The sequence below is a fragment of the Amycolatopsis dendrobii genome (genome assembly GCF_014145675.1).
Taxonomy (GTDB): Bacteria; Actinomycetota; Actinomycetes; order Mycobacteriales; family Pseudonocardiaceae; genus Amycolatopsis; species Amycolatopsis dendrobii.
Genome location: NZ_JACGZW010000004.1, coordinates 503,953 through 526,657 on the forward strand (window position 1 = coordinate 503,953; position 22,705 = coordinate 526,657).

Here is a 22,705-nt window from a genome sequence, read left to right on the forward strand (position 1 = left end):
GCAGTCTCCTCTATCCAAAGCGGATCGGGCTAGCGCCGCGGAATCCGCAGCCAGTCGGTACCGGCGATCTCCCACCGGTTCGTGCCCGTCGCGAGCTTCACCGGCCAGCCCGCGATGTTGTCGTGATGTGTCTGTCCGGGTCCGAACACGTACGGCGTGCCGACCATCGGGTCGGTGATCGGCTTCATTTCGCGCAGCGCCTTCGTCACCGATTCCCGCGTGATGTCACCCGGCATGCCTTCCAGCACCTTCAGGAAGTACTTCGCCGCGAGGTAGCCGCCCTGGCTGAACGAGGTCAGCGGAATGTTGTTGCGGGTCATGAGATCCCGCCATTCCTTCGTACGCGGGCTCGACGGGTCGGTGAACGGGTAGAACTCGGCCGGCACGTAAACGCCCTTGCCCGCTTCGGAAACCGCCTTCGCGTACTGTTCACTGTAGACACTCGTGAGCAGCAGCCAGGTCACGTCCTTCCAGCCCTGCGCCTGCGCGGCTTTCAGCTGGCCGATCGAGTCGGGCTCCACGGGGTTCACCGTCACCGCTTTGCACCCGGCGGCGCGCGCCTTGACGATGTAGGGCGTGTAGTCGGAACCGTTGTACGGCACGGTCGCATCGACGTACTTGAGCTTCTTGCCGGTGATTTTCGACCATTCGTCGATGGCCGCGCGGTAGTATGGCAACGTGTTCCCGGCGATTTCCAGCAGTGCGCACATGTCTTGCAGGTGCAGCACTTCGGAGCCGTACAGCAGGGTCAGCGTCATGTCGTGGAACGGCCCGACGTTGGCAGGCCCGATGTTCGGGCTGGTGAAGCACGACGGGTCGACGCCGATGCCGGAGATGGAAAGCACCTTCTCCTGCTGGTAGTACTTGGCGTTGATCTGGCATTCGATGAGGCTGGACGAACCGACCAGCGCGACCGCCTGATCGCCGCCCACGATCTCGCGGGCCGCGGCTGCCGCGGCGGCGGGGTCGCCCTTGTCGTCGATGGCGTGGTATTCGATCTTGCGCCCGTGCACGCCGCCCGCCGCGTTCGCCGCGTCGAAGACGGCCTTGGCGGCCTGGGAGGATTCCGGGAAGGTGGCGGGTCCGCTCAGCGCGTTGACCGAGCCGACCACGATCGGTCCGTTCGGATCGGCGGTGCCCGCGCAGCCCGCCGCGACCAGCGTGACGAGCACGGCCGAGGCGAGCGCGGGCAGGAACTTTCTCATCATGGCTCGGCTTTCCGGTCCACAGTGACCAGAGGGGGAGGGGAGAGAACGGGGGCGGTGCCGGGGGAAGGACCGGCACCGCCGTTTCGCGGGAGACTCAGTCGGTCGCCGCGGCGACCGGGGCGGAATCGACGATCTGCTCGAAACTCGCGACCTGGTCGCCGTCGAACTTCCACACGTGCGCCACGCGCGCGGTGAAAGCCTTGCCGGACTTGCGGTTCGTGCCGCTGTAGGTGCCGAGCCCGACGATCGAGTCGCCGGCGTCCAGCAACGCGGACAGGGAGAACTGATAGCCGTCCCAGTCGCGCGCGATCGCCTCGAAGACGTTGCGCTTCACCTCGTCCGGGCCGGTGTAGGTGCCCGCGTAGGGGAATCCGGCGGCCTCGGTCCAAGTGGTCTCGGGGCCGATCGGGGCGAGCATGCCGTCGAGGTCGCCGCGGTCGCTCGCCTCGTAATGCGCGGTGATCACGTCCAAATTGGACACGGGGGAACTCCTTAGACAGGCTGGACGTCGGGGTAGCTGATCGAGCCGAGCGGGTAGATGTGCCCGCCCGCACGGGAATGCTCGGACCGGCCGTCGCCGGTGATGCCGAGGAAAACGCCGGTGGTGCGCAGGTCGTAGCCGAGGTCGTGCAGCCACACGCTGGCCACCGCGATCCGGAACTCCCGGAAGCAGAACAGGTACAGGCCGTCGGCGAACTTCCAGACGGTTGACATATCAACGTCGCCGTGCCCGCGTTGCACGCCCTCGACGCACTGCCAGCAGTAGCGTTCGGAGGAGAGGTAAACGTGCTCGTACAGGTGGTTCGGGCTGTAGCGGTAGACGTTGCGCTTGCCGATGAGGTCCCGCGACGGACCGGGCACGTCACCGGTCGGCTCGCCGCCGTCGGTGGTGCCGGCGTGGAAAGTCTGCGAAACCCGCGGCGTGCCTTCGACGTCCTCGTCGCCGATCACCGAACGCACGGTCATCGCGCGGTGCGTGGTGGTCGAGTAGACGATCGTGAGGGCTTCGCCTTCGACGCTCGTCAGCGGCAGGTTCACGAAGAAGACGTCGGGACGCACGGCGACCGCGTCGTAGGGGTCCTCGACGCCGTTGAGGGTAAGCCGTTCGCCGTCGAGGAACCGCAGCTCGAGCTTCGCGCCGTCATCGAGCGTGACGGTGAGTTCCCGCCCGGTAAGGTCCGCGTTGGGCAGCCGGTAGGTGTCGATCCCGGCGGCGAACTCGTCGTAGGTGCGCCATTCGTCAGGGGAAGGGTCGGACATGCCCATCATGCTCGCCGCGCCTTGCCCCGTGAGCGAACGTTCATGCGCTGGCGGGCAACTGCCGGACGCTCGCGGTCAACCCCTCGTGAGCGGCAGGTCTCTACCGCCCGCTTCGCGCTGCCGCTCCGCCGCCTCGTCTCTTGGGTGTGGGCAACGGGCGCGCGGCTGTGCGTGCCGGGACGCGGGAAACGCGGGCGGGAGGGCAGGCCGGGACGCGGGAAACGCGGGCGGGAGCGCAGGCGTGCGGGGGCGGGGGCGTGCGGGAGTGGGTGCCGGGACGCGGGGCGGGGGGCGAGGTGTGGGCGGGGCGTCGTGGCGGCGTCGTGCGGCGGTTGGGTGGGCTTGGCTTTAGGGACGTCGTGAGTGTTTATGCCGGTTCTAACCGGCATAAACACTCACGAGGCCCGCGCGCGCAACTCGCTAGGCGACTGTGCGAACGCCGCCCGGAACACCCGCGAGAAGTGCGCCGCGTCGACAAATCCCCACCGCGCAGCGATTGCCGCGACCGGACGAGCTGCCAGCAACGGATCCCGCAGATCCCGGCGGCAATGCTCCAACCGCCGCTGCCGGATCCACCCCGCCACCGTCGTCCCCTGCTCCTGGAACAACCCGTGCAGATGCCGCGTGGAAATGTAATGCTCCGCGGCGATTTGCGCGGGCCCGAGATCAGACCGCGACAGATTGGCGTCGATATAGCTCCGGATCCGCCGCATCAGATCATGGTGCGGGTCGGCCGCGGTGCGGTCCAGGTCGAGTTCGGTGGCCAGCATCGTCGTCAGCAGGTCGACCGCGTTGTGGGCCAGCCGTACTCCGACCGGGCTCGTCAGCACGTCCAGATTCCCGCCCAGTTGCGCGAGGAACGGCACCACCACGTTCCCGACCCCGGAGCGTCCGGACATCCGCACCGCGGTGAGCTGGCCAACCAGATCCCGTGGAAGGTCAACCTGCTGCTGCGGGAACATCAGCACCAGCGTCCGGAAATTCTCTTCGAACACGAGCGAATACGGCCGGTTGGTGTCGTACAGCGCGACGTCGCCGGGGCGCAGCACGGCTTCCCGGCCGTCCTGGGTGAGGATGCCGGTGCCGGCCAGCATGACGCTCAGCTTGTAGCACGGCCGGTCCGCGCGGGCGATCAGTTCCGGCGTGCGCTCGACCGCGTGCGGCGACGCGGTGATCTCGGTGAGCGCGATCTCGCCCGCCTCGTGCGTGCGGAGCCTGCCGTGGAACCGGTCGCGGTGCTCGGTGCTCACCTGCAGCGGCACGAACGATCGCAGGACAGCGGACCGGAACTCCGTGAAGTCCTGCGCGACCGTGGTCGGCGTCTGCAAGATTGCCGTCATCATGTCACCTCTCCGTCGAAGTGCCGGTACCGCTGCGTGCCCGGGGAAGGAACCTCGGGCTCCTTCCCCGGACGGGACGCACCTTAGACCTGTTCGCCCAGTTTGAAACCCTGGTCGGCCCCGTCGGCGCGGGTGTAGGAGAACCCGTCCGCGCCGATGGTCACGTCCATTTCCTTCGTTTCCGTGCGCTCGACGACCTCCTGGAGCTTGCCGTCGAGGTCGAGCACCCGCGAGGCCTCGGTGTACCAGCTCGGCACCACCGGATTGCCCCACCAGTCGCGACGCTGGTTGTCGTGCACGTCCCAGCTGATCACCGGATTGTCCGGGTCGCCGGTGTAATAGTCGTGCGTGTAGATCTCGATCCGGTGCCCGTCCGGGTCACGCACGTACAAATAGAACGCGTTCGACACGCCGTGGCGGCCGGGGCCGCGTTCGATCTGGTCCGATTTCCGCACCGCGCCGAGGTGGTCGCAGATGTGCAGGATCTGGTGCCGCTCGTGCGTCGCGAACGCGATGTGGTGCAGGCGAGGGCCCGCGCCGCCGGTGAGCGCGACGTCGTGCACGGTCGGTTTGCGGAACATCCACGCCGCGTACACGGTGCCCTCGTCGTCCACGATGTCTTCCGACACCCGGAAGCCGAGCCCCTCGTAGTACTTGCGCGCGGCCGGGACGTCCGGCGTGTTCACGTTGAAGTGGTCCAACCGCGACAGCGCGCCCGGCCCGTGCACGTCGTAGCGCTGGGTGAAGCGCTCGACGTGTTCGGCCTCGTAGAAGAACTCGATCGGGAAGCCGAGCGGGTCCAGCACGCGCACCGCTTCGCCGATGCCGCGCGTGGTGCCCGCCGGGACGCGGCGCACCTCGACGCCGAGTTCCCGGTAGTACGCCTCGGCGACGTCGAGTTCGCCCTCGCCGCGCACGCGGTACGCGAGCACGGCCAGCGCCGGTTCCGCGCCCTTGCGCAGGATCAGCGAGTGGTGCAGGTATTCCTCGAACGCTCGCAGATATATCGCCTGGTCGTCCTCGTATGTCACGACGAGACCGAGAACGTCCACATAGAACTCTCGCGACGCCTTCAGATCGCTGACGACAAGTTCCGCGTAGGCGCAGCGGATGACGTCCGGCGGGGTCGTGGTCATGCCTTGTCCTTCCCGGCCCCGAAGCGCGCCGTGTGCACGTCGCCGAGCGTGATGTGCACGGCCTGCTGTTCGGTGTAGAAGTCGATCGAGCGGTAGCCGCCTTCGTGGCCGAGGCCGGACGCCTTGACCCCGCCGAACGGCGTGCGCAGGTCGCGCACGTTGTGCGAATTCAGCCAGACCATGCCGGCGTCGATGTTCTGCGCGAAGTTGTGCGCGCGGGTCAGGTCCGCGGTCCAGACGTACGCGGCCAGGCCGTACTTGACGTTGTTGGCCAGTTCGAGCGCTTCCTCGTCGGTGTCGAACGGGGCGATCGCCACGACCGGGCCGAAGATCTCCTCCTGGAAGATCCGCGCGTCCGGCTTCACGTCGGCGAACACCGTCGGGGCCACGTAGTTCCCGGTGTCCAGGCCCTCCGGACGGCCGCCGCCCGCGAGCAGTTTTCCTTCCGTCTTGCCGATTTCGATGTAGCTCATCACCTTGTCGAAGTGCTCCGGGTGCACCAGCGCGCCGACTTCGGTGGCGGGGTCGTGCGGGTCGCCGACCACGATGTTGCGGGCGCGTTCGGCGTACCGGGTGCAGAACTCCTCGTAAATCGAGCGCTCGACGAGGATGCGGCTGCCCGCCGTGCAGCGTTCGCCGTTGAGCGAGAAGACGCCGAACAGCGTGGAGTCCAGCGCCGCTTCGAAGTCCGCGTCGGCGAACACGACGGCCGGGGACTTGCCGCCCAGCTCCATCGACATGCCCTTGAGGCCGGGCGCGCAGTTGCGGAAGATCGTTTCGCCGGTGGTGGTCTCGCCGGTGAACGAGATCAGCCGGACGTCCGGGTGCTTGACCAGCGCGTCGCCCGCTTCCTCGCCGAGGCCGTTGACGAGGTTGAACACCCCGTCCGGCACGCCCGCCTCGCGGAAGATGTCCGCCCACAGGCTCGCCGACAGCGGCGTGAACTCGGCCGGCTTGAGCACCACCGTGCAGCCGGACGCCAGCGCCGGCGCGAGCTTCCAGCTCTCCAGCATGAACGGCGTGTTCCACGGCGTGATCAGCCCGGCGACGCCGACCGGCTTGCGGTTGACGTAGTTGACCTGCTTGCCGGGCACCTTGTAGGTGTCGTCGGCCTGCGCGACGATCAGATCGGCGAAGAACCGGAAGTTCTCCGCGGCGCGCTGCGCCTGGCCGAGCGCCTGCTTGATCGGCAGGCCGGTGTCGAAGGTTTCCAGTTCGGCCAGCTGCTTGTCGCGGCTCTCGACGAGATCGGCGATCTTGTTGAGGATCCGGGCGCGCTGGCGCGGCAGCATCTTCGGCCACGGGCCGTGGTCGAACGCCTCCTTCGCCGCGGCGACGGCGAGGTCGATGTCCTCGGCCTTGCCCGCCGAAGCCGTCATGTACGGCTTGTTCGTGACCGGGTCGAGCACCTCGAAGGTCTCGCCCGAGACGCTGTCGGCCGGCGCTCCGCCAATGTAGTGGCGGATGTGCTCCGGCAGGTTCTCCGGAACGTAGTGCGCGGTCATGGTCACTTTCCTTCCACAGTGAAGCCGTCGACGGGCGAGAGGTACTGCTCGCCCTGGCGCATCAGTTCGGTGATCCGGGCGATGCCCGGTTCGGTCGGGGTGATCAGCGGCGGGCGCACGAAGCCCGACTTGATCAGGCCGCGCTGCTCAAGCACCCATTTGCCGGGCGCCGGGTTGGTCTCGACGAACAGCAGGTCGACCAGCGGGTGCAGGCCGTAGTGGATTTCGCGGGCGCGGTCGAAGTCGCCCTCGGTCCACGCGCGGTACATCTCGGCGCTGGCGGCCGGGGCGATGTTGGCGGTGGCGCTCACGAAACCGGTGCCGCCGAGGGAAAGCAGCGGCAGGCACAGCAGTTCGATGCCTGACCAGACGAGCAATTCCTTGCCGCACAAGTGAAGCACGCGGGAGAAGTGCTCGAAGTCCTTGGTGGTCTCCTTGATCCCGACGAAGTTGTCGAAATCGCGGAACAGCCGCGCGACCGTCTCCGGGGCGAGGTCGACCGACGTCCGGCTCGGCACGTTGTAGGCGACGATCGGCAGGTCCGGGAATTCCTTCGCGACCGTGGCGTACCACTGGTAGAGCGCTTCCTGGGTGGGCCGCGCGTAGTACGGGGTGATGATCAGCGCGGCGTCGATGCCCGCGTCGCGTGCCTCGGAGGTCAGCTCCAGCGTCTCGTCGAGCTTTGCCGAACCGGTGCCGGGCATGAACGGCACCTTGTCGTCCACCGCCTTGGCGACCGTGCGGATCGTCTCCGCGCGCTCGGCCACGGTCATCGCGCCGGGCTCGCCGGTGGAACCGCCGATCGAGACGCCGTGCGAACCGGACGCGAGCTGCCAGTTCACCAGGTTGGTCAGGCTGTCGTGGTCGACCTCGCCGGTTGCGGTGAACGGGGTCATCAGCGGCGCGATCGAGCCGGTGATGGCGTTCGGGGTACTGCGGAACCTCATGGGGTGGGGGTCCTTCCTAGGGAGCTTCAGCGGGCGGGGCGGCCCGCCGGTCGAGGTAGGCGTCGAGAGTGGCGGTGCGGTGCCTGCGCGCCGCCAGTTCGAGTTCCAGCGGATCGGCGTTCTGCTCGATCAGCACCAGCAGTTGTTCGTGTTCCTTGACCGATTCGTGCGCGCGGCCCGGGACGAAGCTGAAGGTCGAATCGCGCAGCGACGCCAGCCGGTGCCAGCCGCGGTGCACGAGGTCGAGCACGTGCGGGTTCGGGCACGGTTCGAAAAGGACTGAATGGAATTCCTGGTTCAGCTCGGTGAACCGGTGCGGTTCGAAGTTCTCCAGCGACAGGCGCATCTGCTCGTTCACCGCGCGTGCCCGTTCGATGTCCTCAGCGGACAGTTTCGGCGCGGACAGCGAGGTGGCGAAACCTTCCACCAGGGCAAGGGTTTGCATGGTGTGCTCGTAGGCGGTCTCGTCGACCATCACCACCTGCGCGCCGACGTTGCGCTCGAACGTGACCAGTCCTTCGGCTTCGAGCAGCCGGATCGCTTCGCGCACGGGGACGACGCTGACGTCCAGTTCCTTGGCGATCTGCCCCAGCACCAAGCGATAGCCGGGACCGAAGGTCCGGTCGGCGATCCGGTCCTTGATCCAGCGGTACGCGCGCTGGGATTTGCTCTCGCCTGCTACGGGCGCCACTGGGCGTACCTGGCCTTCCAATGCTCGTTCATCGGATAGAGGCCGTCGACGCTCTCGCCGTTCGCGACCTGCTCCGCGATGAACGTTTCCTGGCGTTCCTGCTCGATCGCCGCGTCCGCGATTTTTTCCGCCAGGTGCGGCGGAATCACCAGGACGCCGTCGGAATCGCCCACGATGACGTCGCCCGGCTGAACTGTTGCGCCGCCGCAGGCGATGGTGATGTCGACGTCCCAGGGAACGTGACGGCGGCCGAGCACCGCCGGGTGCGGGCCGGAGTGATAGGTCGGAATGTCCAGCGCCGCCACCGCTGCGAGGTCGCGCACGCCGCCGTCGGTGACGATTCCCGCCGCGCCGCGGACCTGGGCGCGCAGGGCGAGGATGTCGCCGATGGTGCCGGTTCCCTTTTCGCCGCGGGCTTCCATGACCAGGACGTCGCCGGGGTTGAGCGAGTCGATGGCGCGTTTCTGGGCGTTGAAGCCGCCGCCGTGGGACTTGAAGAGGTCCTCGCGGAAGGGGACGTAGCGGAGCGTCCTCGCGCGGCCGATGAGTTTCGTGTCCGGACGGGTCGAGCCGAGGCCGTCGATGGAGACGTGGTTGTAGCCGTTCTTGCGCAGCTGGGCGGAAAGCGTGGCCGTGCCTACGCTGGTGAGCTTGGTCTTGAGTTCGTCGGTGAGCACGAATTCCGCCGGAAGCCCCGCGGATTCCCGGTCACCGTAAGCCTGTTCGCGCTGGTTGTCGTCGATTTTGGGCTGAGCGCTGAACTCCGGGAGCGGCGCGGTGCCCTCGACGACCGGTGTGACGAGACGCCCGGTGGTCTTCGTGCCGTAGCTGACCTCGACCTCGACCGTGTCCCCCGGCTTGACGACCGACGATCCCGCCGGGGTTCCGGTGAGGATGACGTCGCCGGGTTCGAGGGTGCTCAGCTGGGAGAGGTCGGCGACGAGGGTGCCGAAGTCGAAGATGAGGTCTTCGGTGGTGTCGTCCTGGACGATCTCCCCGTTGACCCAGGTGCGGACGCGGAGTTTCGCGGGATCGACCTCCGCGGCCGGGATCGTCGCCGGGCCGAGCGGGGTGAAGCCGTCGCCGCCCTTGGAACGGAGGTTGGAACCGCCGTCGGCGTGCCGCAGATCGTATACGCCGAAGTCGTTGGCGGCGGTGATGCTCTCGACGCAGTTCCAGCCGTCCTCGGGGGAGACGCGCCGGGCCCGCTTGCCGATGATGAGCGCGATCTCGCCCTCGAAAGCGAGGAGTTCGGTGCCCGCCGGACGCTCGATCGGGGTGCCGGAGGCGCTGATCGAGGTGGTGGGCTTGACGAAATACGAGGGCTTCGCCGGGGTCCTCCCGCGCTGCTTCGCGCGGGACGGGTAGTTCAGATGAAGCGCGATGACCTTGCCCGGCCGCTCCGGCGGGGTGGTGCTCGATACGGGACTCATGGGGGTTGACCTGCCCGGATGTCGTCGGGAGAGGAAGATATCTCAAAAGATATACGATCCTGGCGGGGTGGGGCAAGGGGTGCGGGACGGTCGGGCGGAAGCAGCGTCGCACTGCCGTGCGTTGGCCAGTACTATCTGCGGTACTTGCGACTCATGCCCCCTGCAAGGGGGGAGCCTTGGAAGCGCCGTGTTTGGCCGCGCGGCTCTAACAGCCACTGAGCGGCACCCGGATCGCTGCTCAGTTCCAGGGTCGGATGGACGTGAGCCGCAGCAACTGCAGACAACTCGGAGCAGCAACACCGGCACCGGGGCCGGTGTACGTCGTTGCGGAGTTGACTTGCTGTTGCTGGTGGTTCCCCTGTGCACGCTGACTGCCTTCGTCGCAGTGCTCGGTCTCGCGGCGTTCATCGTGCACAAGACCGGAGATACCAAGGGGCTCAGAGACCTCGCCGTCCTGATCCGCGCTCTGCGCCCGTCCTGGCGGCTTGCGCGTCGGCGTTCGTTGCCGGACGTTTCGGATCGGCGTGAAACGGGTTAGGCGCGTATGGGCCCCGTGAGTGCCCATCCCGGTTAGAACCGTGACAGGCACTCACGAGGCTTTCGGCAGGCCTGGCTTTCGCTTCGCCGGGGCCGCGGGTCTCGCGCGTGCCGGGGAGGGGGTCGGCACACGCGAGACCCTTCTTGCGGCGGGGGCGGGTCTGTGAAGCTCCGGCTCGCCCGGACGCGGCGCGTACCCAGCCAAGCGTCCAGGCGAGCCCGCCGCGCCTGCTCTAGGCCCCCCAGCGCGCCAAGGGAAGCGCCGGAACCCGGTGCCCCCGGTGCCCGGTCATTTCCTCGTTGGCCACCAAAGCGTTCAACACCGCCTCCTCCACCGCCTGCACCACAGCCTCGAAGAACGGGTCGATCGCACCCCACGGGATGAACCGCATGCTTTCGTAAGGTTCATCGTCCGGCCGCGGGAAATGGCTGGTCAAAGCACCCGCATTGGCCGTGCTGAAGGCCAGGAACAGGTCGCCGGAGAAGTGCGACCCAGTCGTCCCGGTCCGGGCCAACCCCAAAGGCACCCGACGGGCCAGGGCGGTGCACTGACCGGGCAGCAGAGGCGCATCGGTCCCGATCACCACGATCACCGAACCAGCACCAGCGGGGGCGAGCCAACTCGTGTCTGCCATCGGGTTGTCGTCTAGAAGTTCGGCGCCCAGCGGAGTCCCAGCCACGGTGAGTTCCGGACGGCTCCCGAAGTTCGCCTGCACCAGGGCCCCAACCGTGTAGCTGTCCGAGCCGTGTGAAACAACCCGTGACGACGTCCCGGTCCCGCCCTTGAACCCATAGCAGGTCATCCCGGTCCCGCCACCCACCGAACCCTCGGCGATAGGCCCGGAAGCGGCCGCATCGATGGCGGCGACTGCGTGTTCAGTCCGAATCGTCGGGGCGTTGACGTCGTTGAGGTACCCGTCCCACGTCTCCGCCACCACCGGCAGCAGCCACTCCGCCGCGGCGTCCGGGCGTTCCCGTACCACCCAATCGATCGCGCCCCGATGACACTGCCCGACGGAGTGGGTGCTGGTGATCAGCACCGGCAGGGTCAGCGAACCGGTCTCCGCGAGCCAGGCACGGCCGGTCATTTCCCCGTTGCCGTTCAAGGAAAAAGTGCCCGCAGAACAAGGCACATCGAACTGGGAACGGCCGCGCGGGAGGAGCGCGGTGACGCCGGTCCGCACCGACGAGCCCTCGATCAGGGTGGTATATCCGACCTCGACGCCTGGGATGTCAGTGATCGCGTTGTGCGGGCCGGGCTTGCCGCCGAGGGCGAGGCCTAGGTCGCGGGCGCGGGTCATGCGGGGTCCTCCAGGGAGCATCGGGTCGAAACGCGGGCGTACGAGAGCACCATTGCCTCGGCGACGGATCGGTCGAGCGGCGGCACTGCTTGGGTCAGGTGCAGGCCGTAGCCGTCTTCGAGGGTGACGAGGTTGCGGGCGATGGTGACTGGGTCGTCGGTCAGGTCGAAAATCCCTGTCGCGGCACCGGCTTCCAGGATGCCGACGTAGCCGCGGACCTGGCGTTCGTACAGGGCGATGTGCCGCGCGGCGTACGCCGGTTCGCGGCGGGCGATGGTGCCGAGTTCGTACAGCAGCACGCACAGTTCGTCGTTCTTGCCGTTCGGCAGTCCGGTGCCGATCATCGCGCGCATCCGGGCGCGCGGGTCGGCCTCGGCGGCGACGGCGGCTTCGCGCGCTACGCAGAAGCGTTCGACAGCCTCTTGCTGCACGTCTTCGAGCAGGTCGCTCAGGGAAGGGTAGTAGTACAACAGGGAACCCGGCGACATGCCGGCGTGGTCCGCGACGTCGCGCAGCTTCAGGTTCAGCACGCCGCGTTCGACGACCGTGTGCCGCGCCGCGGCCACCAGTTCCGCCCGCCGCTCGGGGGCCTTGCTCGGTCTTGCCATGCCTTGATTCTTTGAATAAATCTCGAAAAATGCAACCCCTGGACGGATCGAGACCGCTGAACCCTTGACGTAGCGGACGTGAGGGCCTTAGCTGAACGCCCGGCTGGTTATTTGAGTTCCATTCAAACAACGTACCTGAGCAACGACTTGATGGAGGCCAGCGTTGTCCACCCCCGTCTTGCGCCGCGGGTTGCGCACCCTCGGCATGCTGCTGATCACGCTTTCCGCGATCAGCCCGGCGTCCTCGGTGTTCGTCATCGCACCGGGCGTCCTCACCGGCGCCGGATCGGGCGCCTTCTACGCCTTCCTCGCCGCCGCCGTGGTCGGTGTCTTCATGGCCTTCGTGTACGCCGAACTGGGCTCGGCCTTCCCGAGCGCGGGCGGGGAGTACACGATCGCCGCCCGCACGCTGGGCAAACTGCCCGGATTCATGGTGCTGGGCATCATGATCGTGACGCAGGTGCTGATCGTCGCGGTGATCGCGCTCGGCGTCGGCCAGTACCTGAGCGTGGTGCTGCCCGGCGTGTCCCCGGCGGTCGTGGCGGCGGTGACGTGCGTGCTCGCCGCGATCGTCGCGGTGTTCGACATCAAGCTGAACGCGTGGGTCACCGGCATTTTCCTCGCGGTGGAGCTGCTGGCGCTGGCCGTGGTCGCGGTGCTCGGGCTGGCCAAGCCGGCCCGTCCGTTCACCGACCTGCTCGCGCATCCGGTCGCCCCGGGCGGCGGTCCGGCGACGATCAGCGCGGTGATGATCGCTACCGCCATCGCGATCTTCGCCTACAACGGCTACGGTTCGGCTGTCTACTTTGGAGAGGAGACCAAGGACGCCGGACGCGGGGTGGCGCGCGCTGTCCTCATGGGACTCGGGGTCACCGTGCTGGCCGAGCTCATCCCGGTCACCGCGGTGCTGATGGGCGCGCCGGATCTCGGCACTTTGTTCAGCTCTCCCAACATGTTGTCGTACTTCGTGCAAGCCCGCGGCGGCAGCACGCTCGACACAGTGCTGAGCCTCGCGGTCGCGCTCGCCATCATCAACGCGGTCCTCGCGATCGTCCTCATCAGCTCGCGCCTGGTGTTCAGCAGCGGACGGGACCGCGCATGGCCGAAGGCGATGAACCGAGCGCTTGCCGCGGTGCACCCGAAGTTCGGCACCCCGTGGGTCGCGACGCTGGCGACCGGTTTCATCGCTGCCGCACTGTGCTTTGTGGACCCGCAGATCCTGACCGTCGTGACCAGCACATCGATCGTCGTCGTGTACGCGGCGTTGTGTCTCGGCGCGATCCTGGGCCGCCGCTCCGGCGCGACGGCCGGTGCGAAGTACCGGATGCCCGGGTTCCCGATCGCGCCGGCGGTGGCGTTGATCGCGCTGGCGTTCGTGCTGTACGTGAACGCGACCGACCCGGTGATCGGGCGGCCGAGTCTCATTGTCACGGCTGCGATTGCATTGCTGGCCTTGGGGTATTATCTCGTGGTGCTGCGTCGCCGGGGCGGCTGGCAGTTGAGCGAGGCGGTGGAAGAAGAGGAGCCGGCGCCCGCGCCGGTGCGGGAGACCTCGTAAGCCGCGGCTGGACCGTCCACTTGAGACCGTGGACGGTCCGGTTGTCGTGGCGCACCCGGTCCGGGATGATGCCCGGGTGCGGGTTTCAGTGCTGGACACATCGCCGATCGTCGCGGGGTCGACCGCGCGCGAGGCATTGCAGCGCACCGTCGACCTCGCCGCGCTGGCCGACGAACTGGGATATCACCGCTACTGGTTGCCCGAACACCACAGCATGCGTGGTGTCGCGAGCGCCGCGCCTGCCGTGGCAGCCGCCCGCGTCGCGGATGCCACGCGCAGGATCCGCGTCGGCGCCGGCGGCGTCCTGCTGCTCAACCATCCGCCGCTCGTGGTCGCCGAACAGTTCGGCACGCTCGCCGCGTTCCACCCGGGCCGGATCGACCTCGGGCTCGGCCGCGCGCTCGGCGGTCCGCAACGGGTGGCGGACGCGCTGAATCCCGGCCCGGCGGAAAGCTTTTCCAGCCGCATCAAGGAGTTGTTGACCTACTTCTCCGACTCGGACCAGCCGCTGCGCGCGACTCCCGCCCAAGGAAACGTGCCGGACGTCTGGCTGCTCGGCTCAAGCACGGCAAACGCGCACCTAGCCGCCGAACTAGGCCTGCCATACGCCTTCGCCTATCACCTCCGCCCGGCCGAAGCCGCCGCCGCGACCCGGATCTACCGCGAGACCTTCCGCCCCGGCCGGACCCTCGAACCGTCCATTGTGGTCAGCGTCGCGGTAGTCGCCGCCGCGACCGAGGAGCGCGCCGAATGGCTCGCCAGGTCCATTCGGGCTAAGGCGTTGAGCCGTTCGCGGGGCGAGCGGATCTTGTTGCCACGACCGGAAGACGCGACCGTCGACCCCGCGATCGGCCCCGGCCCGGTCCTTGCCGGAGCCCCGGCGGCTCTGCGCAATTCGTTGCGCACAGTCATCGCCGAAACGGGTGCGGACGAACTGATGATCACCACTCCGATCCACGACCACGCGGAGCGGAAACGGTCCTATGCGCTGGTCCGGGAGATCTCGGACACTTTGCCGCCGCGTGCTTGATCCCGTTTTGTCCGGTTATTCCGCCGGGAACCCGCTGCGGCGCACGGGGTTTCCCCAACGTTCAACCTGGCGCGGGTTCGCATGTCACTTGTCGTGCCTAAGTTCCTCACGGCTTCGGAAAGCGGGGACGGATGAAAACCAGCGAGGCGGTGCGAGCCCGCGCGATCACCAAGTGTTTCGGCGACGTGATCGCGCTCGACGGCGTCGATCTCGACGTCGCGTACGGCGAGATCCACGGGCTCGTCGGCCCGAACGGCGCGGGCAAGACCACGCTGCTCGGCCTGCTGCTCGGACTCGCGGTCGCGGACGAGGGCGAACTCGAGATCCTCGGCCGCCCGGTCGGCCGGGCGCTCGCCACCCCGGACGGCATCTCCGGGTTCGTGGACGGGCCGGGGCTGTACCCGTCGCTCACCGCGCGGCAGAACCTCGCCGCGCTGGCCTCGCTGCGCGGCCAGACCGTCGACATCGACGACCTCCTCGCGCAGGTCGGGCTCTCCGATGTCGCCGACGACCGGGCGCGCGGGTTCTCCCTCGGCATGCGCCAGCGCCTCGGCCTCGCCGCCGCGCTGCTGACCCAGCCGCGGTTGCTGATCCTCGACGAGCCCGCCAACGGCCTCGACCCGGCGGGCAAGAAGCACGTGCACGGCGTGCTCACCCGGCTCGCCGACGAGGGCACCGCGGTGGTGCTGTCGAGCCACCGGATGGACGACCTCGAAGCGCTCTGCTCGGAGGTCACCATTCTGTCCGCCGGCTGCGTCGTGTTCACCGGCCCGCTGGCGAAACTGTCCGCCGAGGACCGTGAACTGGCTTACCGCCTGCTCACCTCGGACCAGAAGACCGCGCGCGAGATCGCCGAAAACGTGCCCGGGCTGCGGATCGACGACACCCAGACCCCGCGCGGACAGGCCGACGTCCTGGTGGTGAGCGGCCTGGTGCCCGCGCTGGACGACCTGGTCGCGCGCGTCGTCGGCAAGGGCATCGGCGTACGGGAACTGTCTCCGGTCGTTTCGCCGCTGGAGGCCGCGTTCCTGGAGTTGACGGAGCAGGGGGAGAAGAGATGACCGTCACCGAGGCGCCCGCCGAACAGCGGGCCTCCGTCCGCCCGGTCGGACTGGGCCGCGGCTACCGGTTCGAACTGGTGAAGCTGGTGTCGCAGTGGCGGATCCGCGTGCTGCTGCTGGCCTGCTGGCTCGCGCCCGCGGTGTTCGTCGCCGCGGTCAGCCAGCAGAGCGACCTGCCGGTGGACACCCTGTTCGGCCGTCTGATGAACGCCACCGGCTGGGCCGGGCCGCTGGTCCTGCTCGGATTTGCCGGCAGCTACGCGCTTCCGCTGCTGACCTCGCTGGTCGCCGGAGACGTCTTCGCCGCCGAAGACCGGCTCGGCACCTGGCGGCACCTGCTGGTCGCGATGCGGTCGTACCGGCGGATTTTCGTCTCGAAAGCACTCGCGAGCCTCACCGTGATCCTGTTGCTGGTCTTCGGCTTGGCGGCGTCCAGCACCGTCGGCGGTCTCATCGCGGTCGGCGGAAAGCCACTGGTCGGCCTCGACGGGCATCTGCTGTCCTCGGGCGACGCTGCGGTGAAGGTCGCGCTCGCCTGGATCTGCGTGCTCGCCCCGACCCTTGCCCTGGCGGGGATCGGCCTGCTCGGCTCTGTCGCATTAGGACGGTCGCCGATGGGCCTGCTGCTGCCCGCGGTAGTCGCGCTGGTGATGGCGGTGGCGCAGTTGCTGCCGCTGCCGGTCGTCGTGCGGCTCGCGCTGCCGACGTACGCCTTCATCTCGTGGAACGGTCTCTTCACCGACCCGGCCCAGCTCGGTCCGCTGCTGATCGGCGTCGGAGTGAGCCTGGTGTGGGCAGCAGTCTCGACTGCACTGGCCTACGTGCTGTTCGTGAGACGCGACTTCACCGATCTGACATATGACGGTGCCGGTCGTCGCGTACTAACCGCGGGCTTGCTGCCGCTCGCCGGTCTGATCGGCGTCACGGTCGCGGTCGTCGCGGTCGCGACTCCGGCGTCGGGTTCGGGCATCGACCGGGCGAAACTGCAGCAGTCGCTGTCCACCGAGTTCGCGCACCTCTACCGGATCCAGACCGCGCAGCTGCACCGTCCGGACGTCGCGGAGGAGCAGCTCGCGGCGAGCACGGAATGCACCAAGGGCGGCGGCCTCGTCGAGGCCGAGGGCCCCGGCAACGACTGGCGCTGCGTCGTCTCCTGGCACCTCCCTGGTATCTCAGCGACCGGACAGGCGATCTACCAGCTCGATGTCACCTCGGACGGGCGGTATGTCGCCGACGGCGACGGACCGAAGGAAGTGAACGGCTACTTCCAGGTGCGGACCCCGGAAGGGGACCGGCCCAACCCGCTGTGGCAGTTCGACGGCAACGTCGAGCTGCTCTCCTCCACGAAGGGATGAGGACATGCAAGTAACGCGCCGTCGCCGGCGTGGCGGGAAGAAAGAACTCCGCAGATCCCGCAAGCTGCGCTTCGTCACGGCGGGGGCGACCGCGGTCGCTCTCGTCGCCGCGGGCTCGGGCATCGGCCTCGCCTCCACCAAGCAGTTCGGCACCGACCAGGTCGGCCAGGAGACCGAAAACGGCCTGACCATCTCCAGCGACCAGTACCTCAAGCCGATCGGCGAACGGCTGGTCCTGCCGAACGGCAAGATCATGTCGTCGACGGTCAGCCCGGACGGCAGCCACCTCGCCGCGCTGACCACCGACGGCGGCATCGCGCTGACCATCGTCGACCTGAAGACCTGGAAGGTCCAGCAGCTCGTCGGCAAGGACAAGAAGGCCGACCTGCAACTGCCCGGCAACGACGTCGGCCAGGAAGGCCCTTCGTACTCGCCGGACGGCAAAACGCTGTGGCTGGGCCAGATCGACGGCTACCGCAAGTTCGCGGTGAACCCGGACGGCACCGTCGCCAACCCGGCCTGGGTCCCGATTCCGGCGGACGGGGACAAGCACTCCCTTGCCGCGGGCGCGATCTTCTCGCCCGACGGGTCCACTGTGTACTCCGCGGTGAACGGCCAGAACCGGGTCGTCGCGATCGACGCGGCCAGCGGCCAGATCAAGCAGAGCTGGACCGTCGGCAACGCGCCGCGCGCGCTGGTGCGGATCGGGAACCGGATCTACGTCAGCAACGAGGGCGGCCGCGCGGCCAAACCGGGCGACACCACGATCAACTCGTACGGCACCGACATCGTCGCGGACCCGAAGACCGCTGCCGCCACGACTGGCACGGTCAGCGTGATCGACCTGGCGAACCCGGCCGCTCCGGTCAAGAGCATCGACGTCGGCCTGCACCCGACCGCGTTGCGCGCCAAGAACAACACCCTGTTCGTGGCGAACACCGGCGGCGACAGCGTTTCGGTGATCGACACCCAGCGGGGCGCCGTGGTGCAGACCATCGCGACGCAGCCGTGGCCGGAGGCGCAGGTCGGGTACGAGCCGACCGACATCGCGCTCACCGACGACGGCCACCTGCTGGTGACCCTCGGCCGGGCCAACGCGGTCGCGGTCTACCGCTACTGGTTCCCGCAGGCTCCCGCCGCCTTCATCGGACTGCTGCCGACGGACTACTTCCCGTCTGGTATCTCAGCGTCGGGCAATAACATCCTTGTCGCGAACACCCGCGGCATCGACGCCCGCCGCCCGACCACTGCCGCCGGGCACGCCACGCACGACACCACGTCGAGCCTGCAGCGCTTCACCCTGCCGACCGACTGGCAGACCTGGGCGCAGACGTCGCAGGTGTTCAAGCAGAACGGCTGGACGCCGGGGTCGGTGCAGAAGGCGTACGGCAACCGCAACGTCAAGCCGGTTCCGGTGCCGCAGCGCCTCGGCGACCCGTCCACGATCAAGCACGTTTTCCTGCTGGTCAAGGAAAACCGGACTTACGACCAGCTCTTCGGCGACATCGCGAAGGGCAACGGCGACCCGGCGCTCGCGCAGTTCGGCCAGGCGGTCACGCCGAACCAGCACGCGCTGGCCAACCAGTTCGGCTTGTACGACAACACCTACGACATCGGCACGAACTCGGCCGAGGGCCACAACTGGCTGATGCAGGCGGACAACCCGGAGTACACCGAGTCGTCCGCGGGCGAGTACAAGCGCAGCTACGACACCGAGGACGACGCACTGGGCCACCAGCGCAGCGGCTTCCTGTGGACCGGGGCCCAGGCGGCGGGCAAGAGCGTCCGCGACTTCGGCGAGTTCCACCAGTTCCTGACCAAGCCCGCGGACGCGAGCTGGCAGAACCTGTACTGCGATTCCAAGAACATGGCCGCGACCGGCGAGCCGACCGCCTACCCGCTGGTCTCGTCGTCGCCGATCCCGTCGCTGAACAAGGTTTCGGTGCCGGGCTTCCCGAAGTTCGACACCGCGGTGCCGGACCAGTACCGGTACGAGATCTGGAAGAACGACTTCGAGAAGAACGGCCCGGCGGACCTGAACATGTTCTGGCTGTCGAGCGACCACACCGGCGGGCCGCCGAGCCCGGCCGCGCAGGTCGCTGACAACGACCTGGCCGTCGGCAAGATCGTCGACAAGATCTCGCACAGCCAGTACTGGAAGGACTCGGCGATCTTCGTGGTCGAAGACGACTCCCAGGCCGGGCTCGATCACGTCGACGGGCACCGGGCCCCGGTGCAGATCATCAGCCCGTACGCGCAGCGCGGCGTGACCGACAGCCGGTACTACTCGCAGATCACCATGATCCGCACCATCGAGCAGATCCTCGGGATCCACCCGATGAACCAGAAGGACAGCGCGGCCACCCCGATGGCGACCGCGTTCACGCCGAAGCCGGACAACACGCCGTTCACCGCGGTGCCGAACCAGACGTCGCTGACCGCGGGCCTCAAGACCCTGCCGTCGTGCGGCACGGACAACGTCCCGACGGCCTCCACCGCGGCGGCCTCGGCGGCGGTGCCCGCGGACAAGCAGCAGCTGGCGCAGCAGTGGCAGCAATGGCAGTCGCAACAGAAGCTGACCGGCCCGAACGCCACGGCGGACTACGCCAATCCCGCGCAGATGGACCACTTCACGTGGTACCAGGTGCACGGATGGACGCAGCCGTACCCGGGCGAGGACAAGATCTTCGCCCCGGACCAGGTGCCGGGAGCGTTCATCCCGTCGGCCGACTCGGACGGCTGATTCGTTAGCTGGTAAGGAAAAGCCCCTGTCCGCTTCGTGCGGGCAGGGGCTTTCTTTTAGCTGGGCAGCGGGGTCGCCGCGGACAGGGAGAGATCCTGGTCTGTCGTGATATCTCACCGTGCGTGCGGTAGTGGACCACTGACGGCGGCTGGAGAAAGCCCGTCGAGGAGCAGGGCGAGGCAGCGGGGCCAGCTGGTGCCCGCGACGGCAGTGACCATGGTGATCAGGCAGGGGAGATCATCGAGCGTCAGGTCCGCGCGCACCGCGCCGGCCTCTTGCGCGCGCGACAGCACCTCGCCGAACGCCCCGAGATGCCGTCCGGCGATCTCGGCCGCGAGGGCGTTCCCGTTGACCAGCGCGAGGATCCCCGGGTGCTCGCGAAACGCCTCGACCCCGCTCTCCAACACGATTTCCAACGCCCGCCGCGGATCCGGCTCGGCGGCGACGCGACGACGGATCGGCTCCACCTGTTCGGCGAAGTACTCCTCGAGCACGGCCGTCAGCAGGTCGTCTTTGGTCGGGAAGTGCCGGTAGAGCGTGCGTGCGCTGACCCCCGCGGCCTGCGCGATCTTGTCGAGCCAGACGTCGCCGCTGCCCTGGACGGCCGTCCGCGCCGCGGCAAGGATCTCGCGCCGGTTGTGCTGGGCGTCGGCTCGCGGGCGTTCGGTTCGGGGCACGGCGCCACGCTAGCATCGCCGAGCTAAATGTCAGTCGACTGACATTTAGGCTACGGTGGTCGCATGGACCACGGAATCGTCACCTTCCTCACCGACTACGGCATCGCCCCCGTGCGGCTCGGGCGAGCGGTGGAGGAGCGCGGGTTCGGCTCGCTGTTCCTCACCGAACACACGCACATCCCGGCCAGCAGGCGCACCCCGTACCCGGTGGGCGCGGCGGAACCGCAACCGCTGCCGCGGCATTACTCGCACACCTTCGACCCGTTCACCGCGCTCGCCGCCATCGCGGCCGGCACCGAACGGATCGGGCTCGGCACCGCGGTGTCGCTGGTCAGCCAGCATCACCCGATCACGCTGGCCAAGCAGGCGGCGAGCGTCGACGTGCTGTCCGGCGGCCGGTTCGAACTCGGGGCCGGCCCGGGCTGGAACGCCGAGGAAATGGCCAACCACGGCGTCGACCCGGCGCGTCCGCTCGCGCGCATGCTGGAACACATCGCCGCCGTCCGGACTATTTGGACGGAGGACGAACCGGAGTTCCACGGCGAGTTCGTCGACTTCGACCCGATCTGGTCCTGGCCCAAACCCGCGCGGCCGCTGCCCGTGCTGATCGGCGGGGTGGGGGTGAAGGTGCTGGACCGGGTCCTCAGCCACGGCGACGGCTGGCTTCCGCTGCCGCTGTACCCGATTGATTTCCTGCGCACGCGGATCATGGAACTGCGCGAGCGCGCGGGCCGTCATGTCCCGGTGACGTTGTACGGGGCGGATCCGGAGAAGCTGGCGGGCTACGCGGAGGCGGGGGTCGACCGGGTGCTGTTCGAACTCGAGGACCACGAGGACCCGGCGGATGCGTTGCGCCAGCTTGACCGGCTGGCGGAGCTGGCCTCGTGAGTGTTGGCGCCGGTTCTGACCGGCGCCAACACTCACGAGGCTTCGCGCTTCAGGAACCGGTGTGCTGCTCCGGCTCCAGCGAGTTCCCCGGCGGGATGTGCCCGCAGCTGGACGGCGCGGCCTTGCCCGCGAACCGGTCGTTGAGCCAGGCGATCGCGGCCGGGGCCCATGCCGGGACGGCGGTGGCGTGGCTGAGCGCGTCGTACTGCGTGTACTTGATCGAGGTGTTTCCGGTGTCGCAGTACTGATTCGCGAGCGCGCGGACGTCCCCGGCCACCATCACGCCGTCGCCGCCGCCGATGCCGGGTTCGTTGCTGACGGTGCCTTCGAGCGCGCCGTTGCTGGCCTGCGCGATGAACCCGGGGATCGAGGGCGTCGCCGCCGAGCCGATGTTCACCTTGTTGACCGCGTCGACGAACGGCGGCACCGAATCCGGGTCCGCGTACTCCGGCTTGACCAGTTTCTGCCAGGTCAGCCCGGGGTAGTGGCCGAGCGCGTTGACGATCGACGCGTGTTCGAGCTCGGCAAGCACCTTGAGGCCGTACTCGCTGGCGTACGGCTTGAGGTCGATGCCGTAGCTGCGCGAGACGCCGATCAGCGCCATCGGGATCACGCCGGACCAGACCGGGCTGCCGCCGACGTACTTGAGGTTGTGCGCGGGGTCGACGAGCACCCCGCCCTCGGCGAACCCGACGAGGTTCTTCTCGACCTCGGGCGCGTAGCTTCCGGCGATCGCCGACGCCCAGCCGGTCGCGATCGCGCCGCCGGAATAGCCGAGGAGGCCGAATTTGGTGGACTCGGTCATTCCGGTGCCGGACGCGTGCGTCGCGGCACGGATCGAGTCCAAAGTGGTCTTGCCGTATTCCGGACCGGCCGCGAAATCGGCAGTCGGCCCTTCGGTATCCGGGATGACGACGCTGTACCCGAGCGCGAGCGCCGGCGCGATGAGCAGCGACTCGGCGTTCGGCAGCACGCCGCCGAGCCGGACGTCGCCCGCGATCGCGCGGGACGGTGCGTCGGCGGGATCGAGCGAGTCGTACGCGGACTGGTACGACACGGCTTTTCCGTTGTTGCTCAAGGGATTGCGGACGACTGAGGTGACGTTCGCGGTGGGATTGCCCTGTGCGTCGGCGGTCCGGTAGAGCAGCTGCGTGGCTTGTACTGGAGTCGGGAAGCCGAAGACGTGATATGTCAACGTCCGCGTCTTGAGTACGGTGCCCGGAGCGTACGACGAAAGCGGCGCGCTGCCGTCGTAGCTGTAGAAGGAATCGGCCGAAGCCGCGGCGGGCAGCGCGACGGCGGACGTGATCGCGAGAGCGGCGGCGGCGATCAGCGCACGGACGGGTTTCCGGATCATGACTCCCCTTTGAACCATGAAGTGGATCACGACTGGCCGGTAACTTACCAGCGAGTAGGTATCCGCACAA

19 protein-coding genes are annotated in these 22,705 nt (G+C 68.3%); 6 read left to right on the forward strand and 13 right to left on the reverse strand.

Translation table 11 applies throughout. The features are described 5' to 3' along the window. Nucleotides 1–29 precede the first annotated feature (29 nt). The 11 genes from H4281_RS14110 to H4281_RS14160 form a co-directional block, all read right to left on the reverse strand. Nucleotides 30–1,208 (reverse strand): ABC transporter substrate-binding protein, encoded by a 1,179-nt coding sequence (locus tag H4281_RS14110; RefSeq protein ID WP_237596884.1) that lies wholly within the window; start codon nucleotides 1,206–1,208, stop codon nucleotides 30–32. Nucleotides 1,209–1,302: 94 nt separating this feature from the next. Beyond that, entirely contained in the window at nucleotides 1,303–1,689 is a 387-nt protein-coding gene (locus H4281_RS14115) for a nuclear transport factor 2 family protein (protein ID WP_182891330.1), read from the reverse strand. An 11-nt stretch (nucleotides 1,690–1,700) separates the two neighbouring features. Further along, nucleotides 1,701–2,468, reverse strand: a complete 768-nt coding sequence (locus H4281_RS14120) for a MoaF C-terminal domain-containing protein (RefSeq protein ID WP_182891331.1) — start codon at nucleotides 2,466–2,468, stop codon at nucleotides 1,701–1,703. 395 nt (nucleotides 2,469–2,863) lie between these two features. Next, nucleotides 2,864–3,811, reverse strand: coding sequence for an AraC-like ligand-binding domain-containing protein (locus H4281_RS14125; protein WP_220507166.1), 948 nt, complete (start codon nucleotides 3,809–3,811; stop codon nucleotides 2,864–2,866). Nucleotides 3,812–3,891: 80 nt separating this feature from the next. Next, nucleotides 3,892–4,944 carry a 3,4-dihydroxyphenylacetate 2,3-dioxygenase gene (hpaD, locus tag H4281_RS14130; RefSeq protein ID WP_182891332.1) on the reverse strand — a complete coding sequence of 351 codons (1,053 nt, stop codon included), beginning with the start codon at nucleotides 4,942–4,944 and terminating at the stop codon, nucleotides 3,892–3,894. Further along, nucleotides 4,941–6,449, reverse strand: coding sequence for a 5-carboxymethyl-2-hydroxymuconate semialdehyde dehydrogenase (gene hpaE / locus H4281_RS14135; protein WP_182891333.1), 1,509 nt, complete (start codon nucleotides 6,447–6,449; stop codon nucleotides 4,941–4,943). Before hpaE ends, hpaD begins: the two co-directional genes overlap by 4 nt. Before the next feature lie 2 nt (nucleotides 6,450–6,451). After that, nucleotides 6,452–7,396: a 4-hydroxy-tetrahydrodipicolinate synthase gene (dapA, locus tag H4281_RS14140; protein ID WP_182891334.1), complete on the reverse strand. Its 945-nt coding sequence runs from the start codon at nucleotides 7,394–7,396 to the stop codon at nucleotides 6,452–6,454. A 16-nt stretch (nucleotides 7,397–7,412) separates the two neighbouring features. Continuing rightward, a complete protein-coding gene (locus tag H4281_RS14145) occupies nucleotides 7,413–8,087 on the reverse strand; it encodes a GntR family transcriptional regulator (protein WP_237596881.1) in 675 nt (224 codons plus the stop codon). After that, nucleotides 8,075–9,520: a fumarylacetoacetate hydrolase family protein gene (locus H4281_RS14150; RefSeq protein WP_182891336.1), complete on the reverse strand. Its 1,446-nt coding sequence runs from the start codon at nucleotides 9,518–9,520 to the stop codon at nucleotides 8,075–8,077. The genes H4281_RS14145 and H4281_RS14150 overlap by 13 nt, the downstream gene beginning before the upstream one ends. Nucleotides 9,521–10,290: 770 nt before the next feature. Next, nucleotides 10,291–11,358, reverse strand: a complete 1,068-nt coding sequence (locus H4281_RS14155) for a DmpA family aminopeptidase (protein WP_182891337.1) — start codon at nucleotides 11,356–11,358, stop codon at nucleotides 10,291–10,293. Next, complete coding sequence (locus H4281_RS14160; RefSeq protein ID WP_182891338.1) at nucleotides 11,355–11,966, reverse strand: TetR/AcrR family transcriptional regulator; 612 nt, start codon at nucleotides 11,964–11,966, stop codon at nucleotides 11,355–11,357. The genes H4281_RS14155 and H4281_RS14160 overlap by 4 nt, the downstream gene beginning before the upstream one ends. A gap of 163 nt (nucleotides 11,967–12,129) precedes the next feature. Here H4281_RS14160 and H4281_RS14165 point away from each other — a divergent pair, with 163 nt between their 5' ends. From H4281_RS14165 to H4281_RS14185, 5 genes are all read left to right on the forward strand, one after another. Next, entirely contained in the window at nucleotides 12,130–13,524 is a 1,395-nt protein-coding gene (locus H4281_RS14165; RefSeq protein ID WP_182891339.1) for an APC family permease, read from the forward strand. Between the two features lie 28 nt (nucleotides 13,525–13,552). After that, nucleotides 13,553–14,554: an MsnO8 family LLM class oxidoreductase gene (locus H4281_RS14170; protein WP_182891340.1), complete on the forward strand. Its 1,002-nt coding sequence runs from the start codon at nucleotides 13,553–13,555 to the stop codon at nucleotides 14,552–14,554. A gap of 131 nt (nucleotides 14,555–14,685) precedes the next feature. Then, nucleotides 14,686–15,615 carry an ABC transporter ATP-binding protein gene (locus H4281_RS14175; protein WP_182891341.1) on the forward strand — a complete coding sequence of 310 codons (930 nt, stop codon included), beginning with the start codon at nucleotides 14,686–14,688 and terminating at the stop codon, nucleotides 15,613–15,615. Next, the gene (locus tag H4281_RS14180; RefSeq protein WP_182891342.1) at nucleotides 15,612–16,970 is read left to right on the forward strand and encodes an ABC-2 transporter permease family protein; all 1,359 of its coding nucleotides are present in this window, start codon (nucleotides 15,612–15,614) and stop codon (nucleotides 16,968–16,970) included. The genes H4281_RS14175 and H4281_RS14180 overlap by 4 nt, the downstream gene beginning before the upstream one ends. Nucleotides 16,971–16,974: 4 nt before the next feature. Continuing rightward, nucleotides 16,975–19,713 carry a bifunctional YncE family protein/alkaline phosphatase family protein gene (locus H4281_RS14185; RefSeq protein ID WP_182891343.1) on the forward strand — a complete coding sequence of 913 codons (2,739 nt, stop codon included), beginning with the start codon at nucleotides 16,975–16,977 and terminating at the stop codon, nucleotides 19,711–19,713. Between the two features lie 113 nt (nucleotides 19,714–19,826). Here H4281_RS14185 and H4281_RS14190 read toward each other — a convergent pair whose 3' ends face one another. After that, a complete protein-coding gene (locus tag H4281_RS14190) occupies nucleotides 19,827–20,390 on the reverse strand; it encodes a TetR/AcrR family transcriptional regulator (RefSeq protein ID WP_182891344.1) in 564 nt (187 codons plus the stop codon). 63 nt (nucleotides 20,391–20,453) lie between these two features. Between H4281_RS14190 and H4281_RS14195 the strand changes: the two genes are divergently transcribed. Further along, entirely contained in the window at nucleotides 20,454–21,278 is an 825-nt protein-coding gene (locus tag H4281_RS14195) for an LLM class F420-dependent oxidoreductase (protein WP_182891345.1), read from the forward strand. A gap of 49 nt (nucleotides 21,279–21,327) precedes the next feature. Here H4281_RS14195 and H4281_RS14200 read toward each other — a convergent pair whose 3' ends face one another. Then, on the reverse strand, nucleotides 21,328–22,635 hold the full coding sequence (locus tag H4281_RS14200) for a lipase family protein (protein WP_182891346.1): 1,308 nt from the start codon (nucleotides 22,633–22,635) through the stop codon (nucleotides 21,328–21,330). Between the last annotated feature and the right edge of the window lie 70 nt (nucleotides 22,636–22,705).

Coding starts and splice junctions, on each gene's coding strand:
- dapA (WP_182891334.1), bottom strand. CDS start 7,396: ATGAGGTTCCGCAGTACCCCGAACGCCATCACCGGCTCGATCGCGCCG.
- H4281_RS14110 (WP_237596884.1), bottom strand. CDS start 1,208: ATGATGAGAAAGTTCCTGCCCGCGCTCGCCTCGGCCGTGCTCGTCACG.
- H4281_RS14160 (WP_182891338.1), bottom strand. CDS start 11,966: ATGGCAAGACCGAGCAAGGCCCCCGAGCGGCGGGCGGAACTGGTGGCC.
- hpaD (WP_182891332.1), bottom strand. CDS start 4,944: ATGACCACGACCCCGCCGGACGTCATCCGCTGCGCCTACGCGGAACTT.
- H4281_RS14120 (WP_182891331.1), bottom strand. CDS start 2,468: ATGTCCGACCCTTCCCCTGACGAATGGCGCACCTACGACGAGTTCGCC.
- H4281_RS14180 (WP_182891342.1), top strand. CDS start 15,612: ATGACCGTCACCGAGGCGCCCGCCGAACAGCGGGCCTCCGTCCGCCCG.
- H4281_RS14185 (WP_182891343.1), top strand. CDS start 16,975: ATGCAAGTAACGCGCCGTCGCCGGCGTGGCGGGAAGAAAGAACTCCGC.
- hpaE (WP_182891333.1), bottom strand. CDS start 6,449: ATGACCGCGCACTACGTTCCGGAGAACCTGCCGGAGCACATCCGCCAC.
- H4281_RS14125 (WP_220507166.1), bottom strand. CDS start 3,811: ATGATGACGGCAATCTTGCAGACGCCGACCACGGTCGCGCAGGACTTC.
- H4281_RS14200 (WP_182891346.1), bottom strand. CDS start 22,635: ATGATCCGGAAACCCGTCCGTGCGCTGATCGCCGCCGCCGCTCTCGCG.
- H4281_RS14175 (WP_182891341.1), top strand. CDS start 14,686: ATGAAAACCAGCGAGGCGGTGCGAGCCCGCGCGATCACCAAGTGTTTC.
- H4281_RS14155 (WP_182891337.1), bottom strand. CDS start 11,358: ATGACCCGCGCCCGCGACCTAGGCCTCGCCCTCGGCGGCAAGCCCGGC.
- H4281_RS14195 (WP_182891345.1), top strand. CDS start 20,454: ATGGACCACGGAATCGTCACCTTCCTCACCGACTACGGCATCGCCCCC.
- H4281_RS14150 (WP_182891336.1), bottom strand. CDS start 9,520: ATGAGTCCCGTATCGAGCACCACCCCGCCGGAGCGGCCGGGCAAGGTC.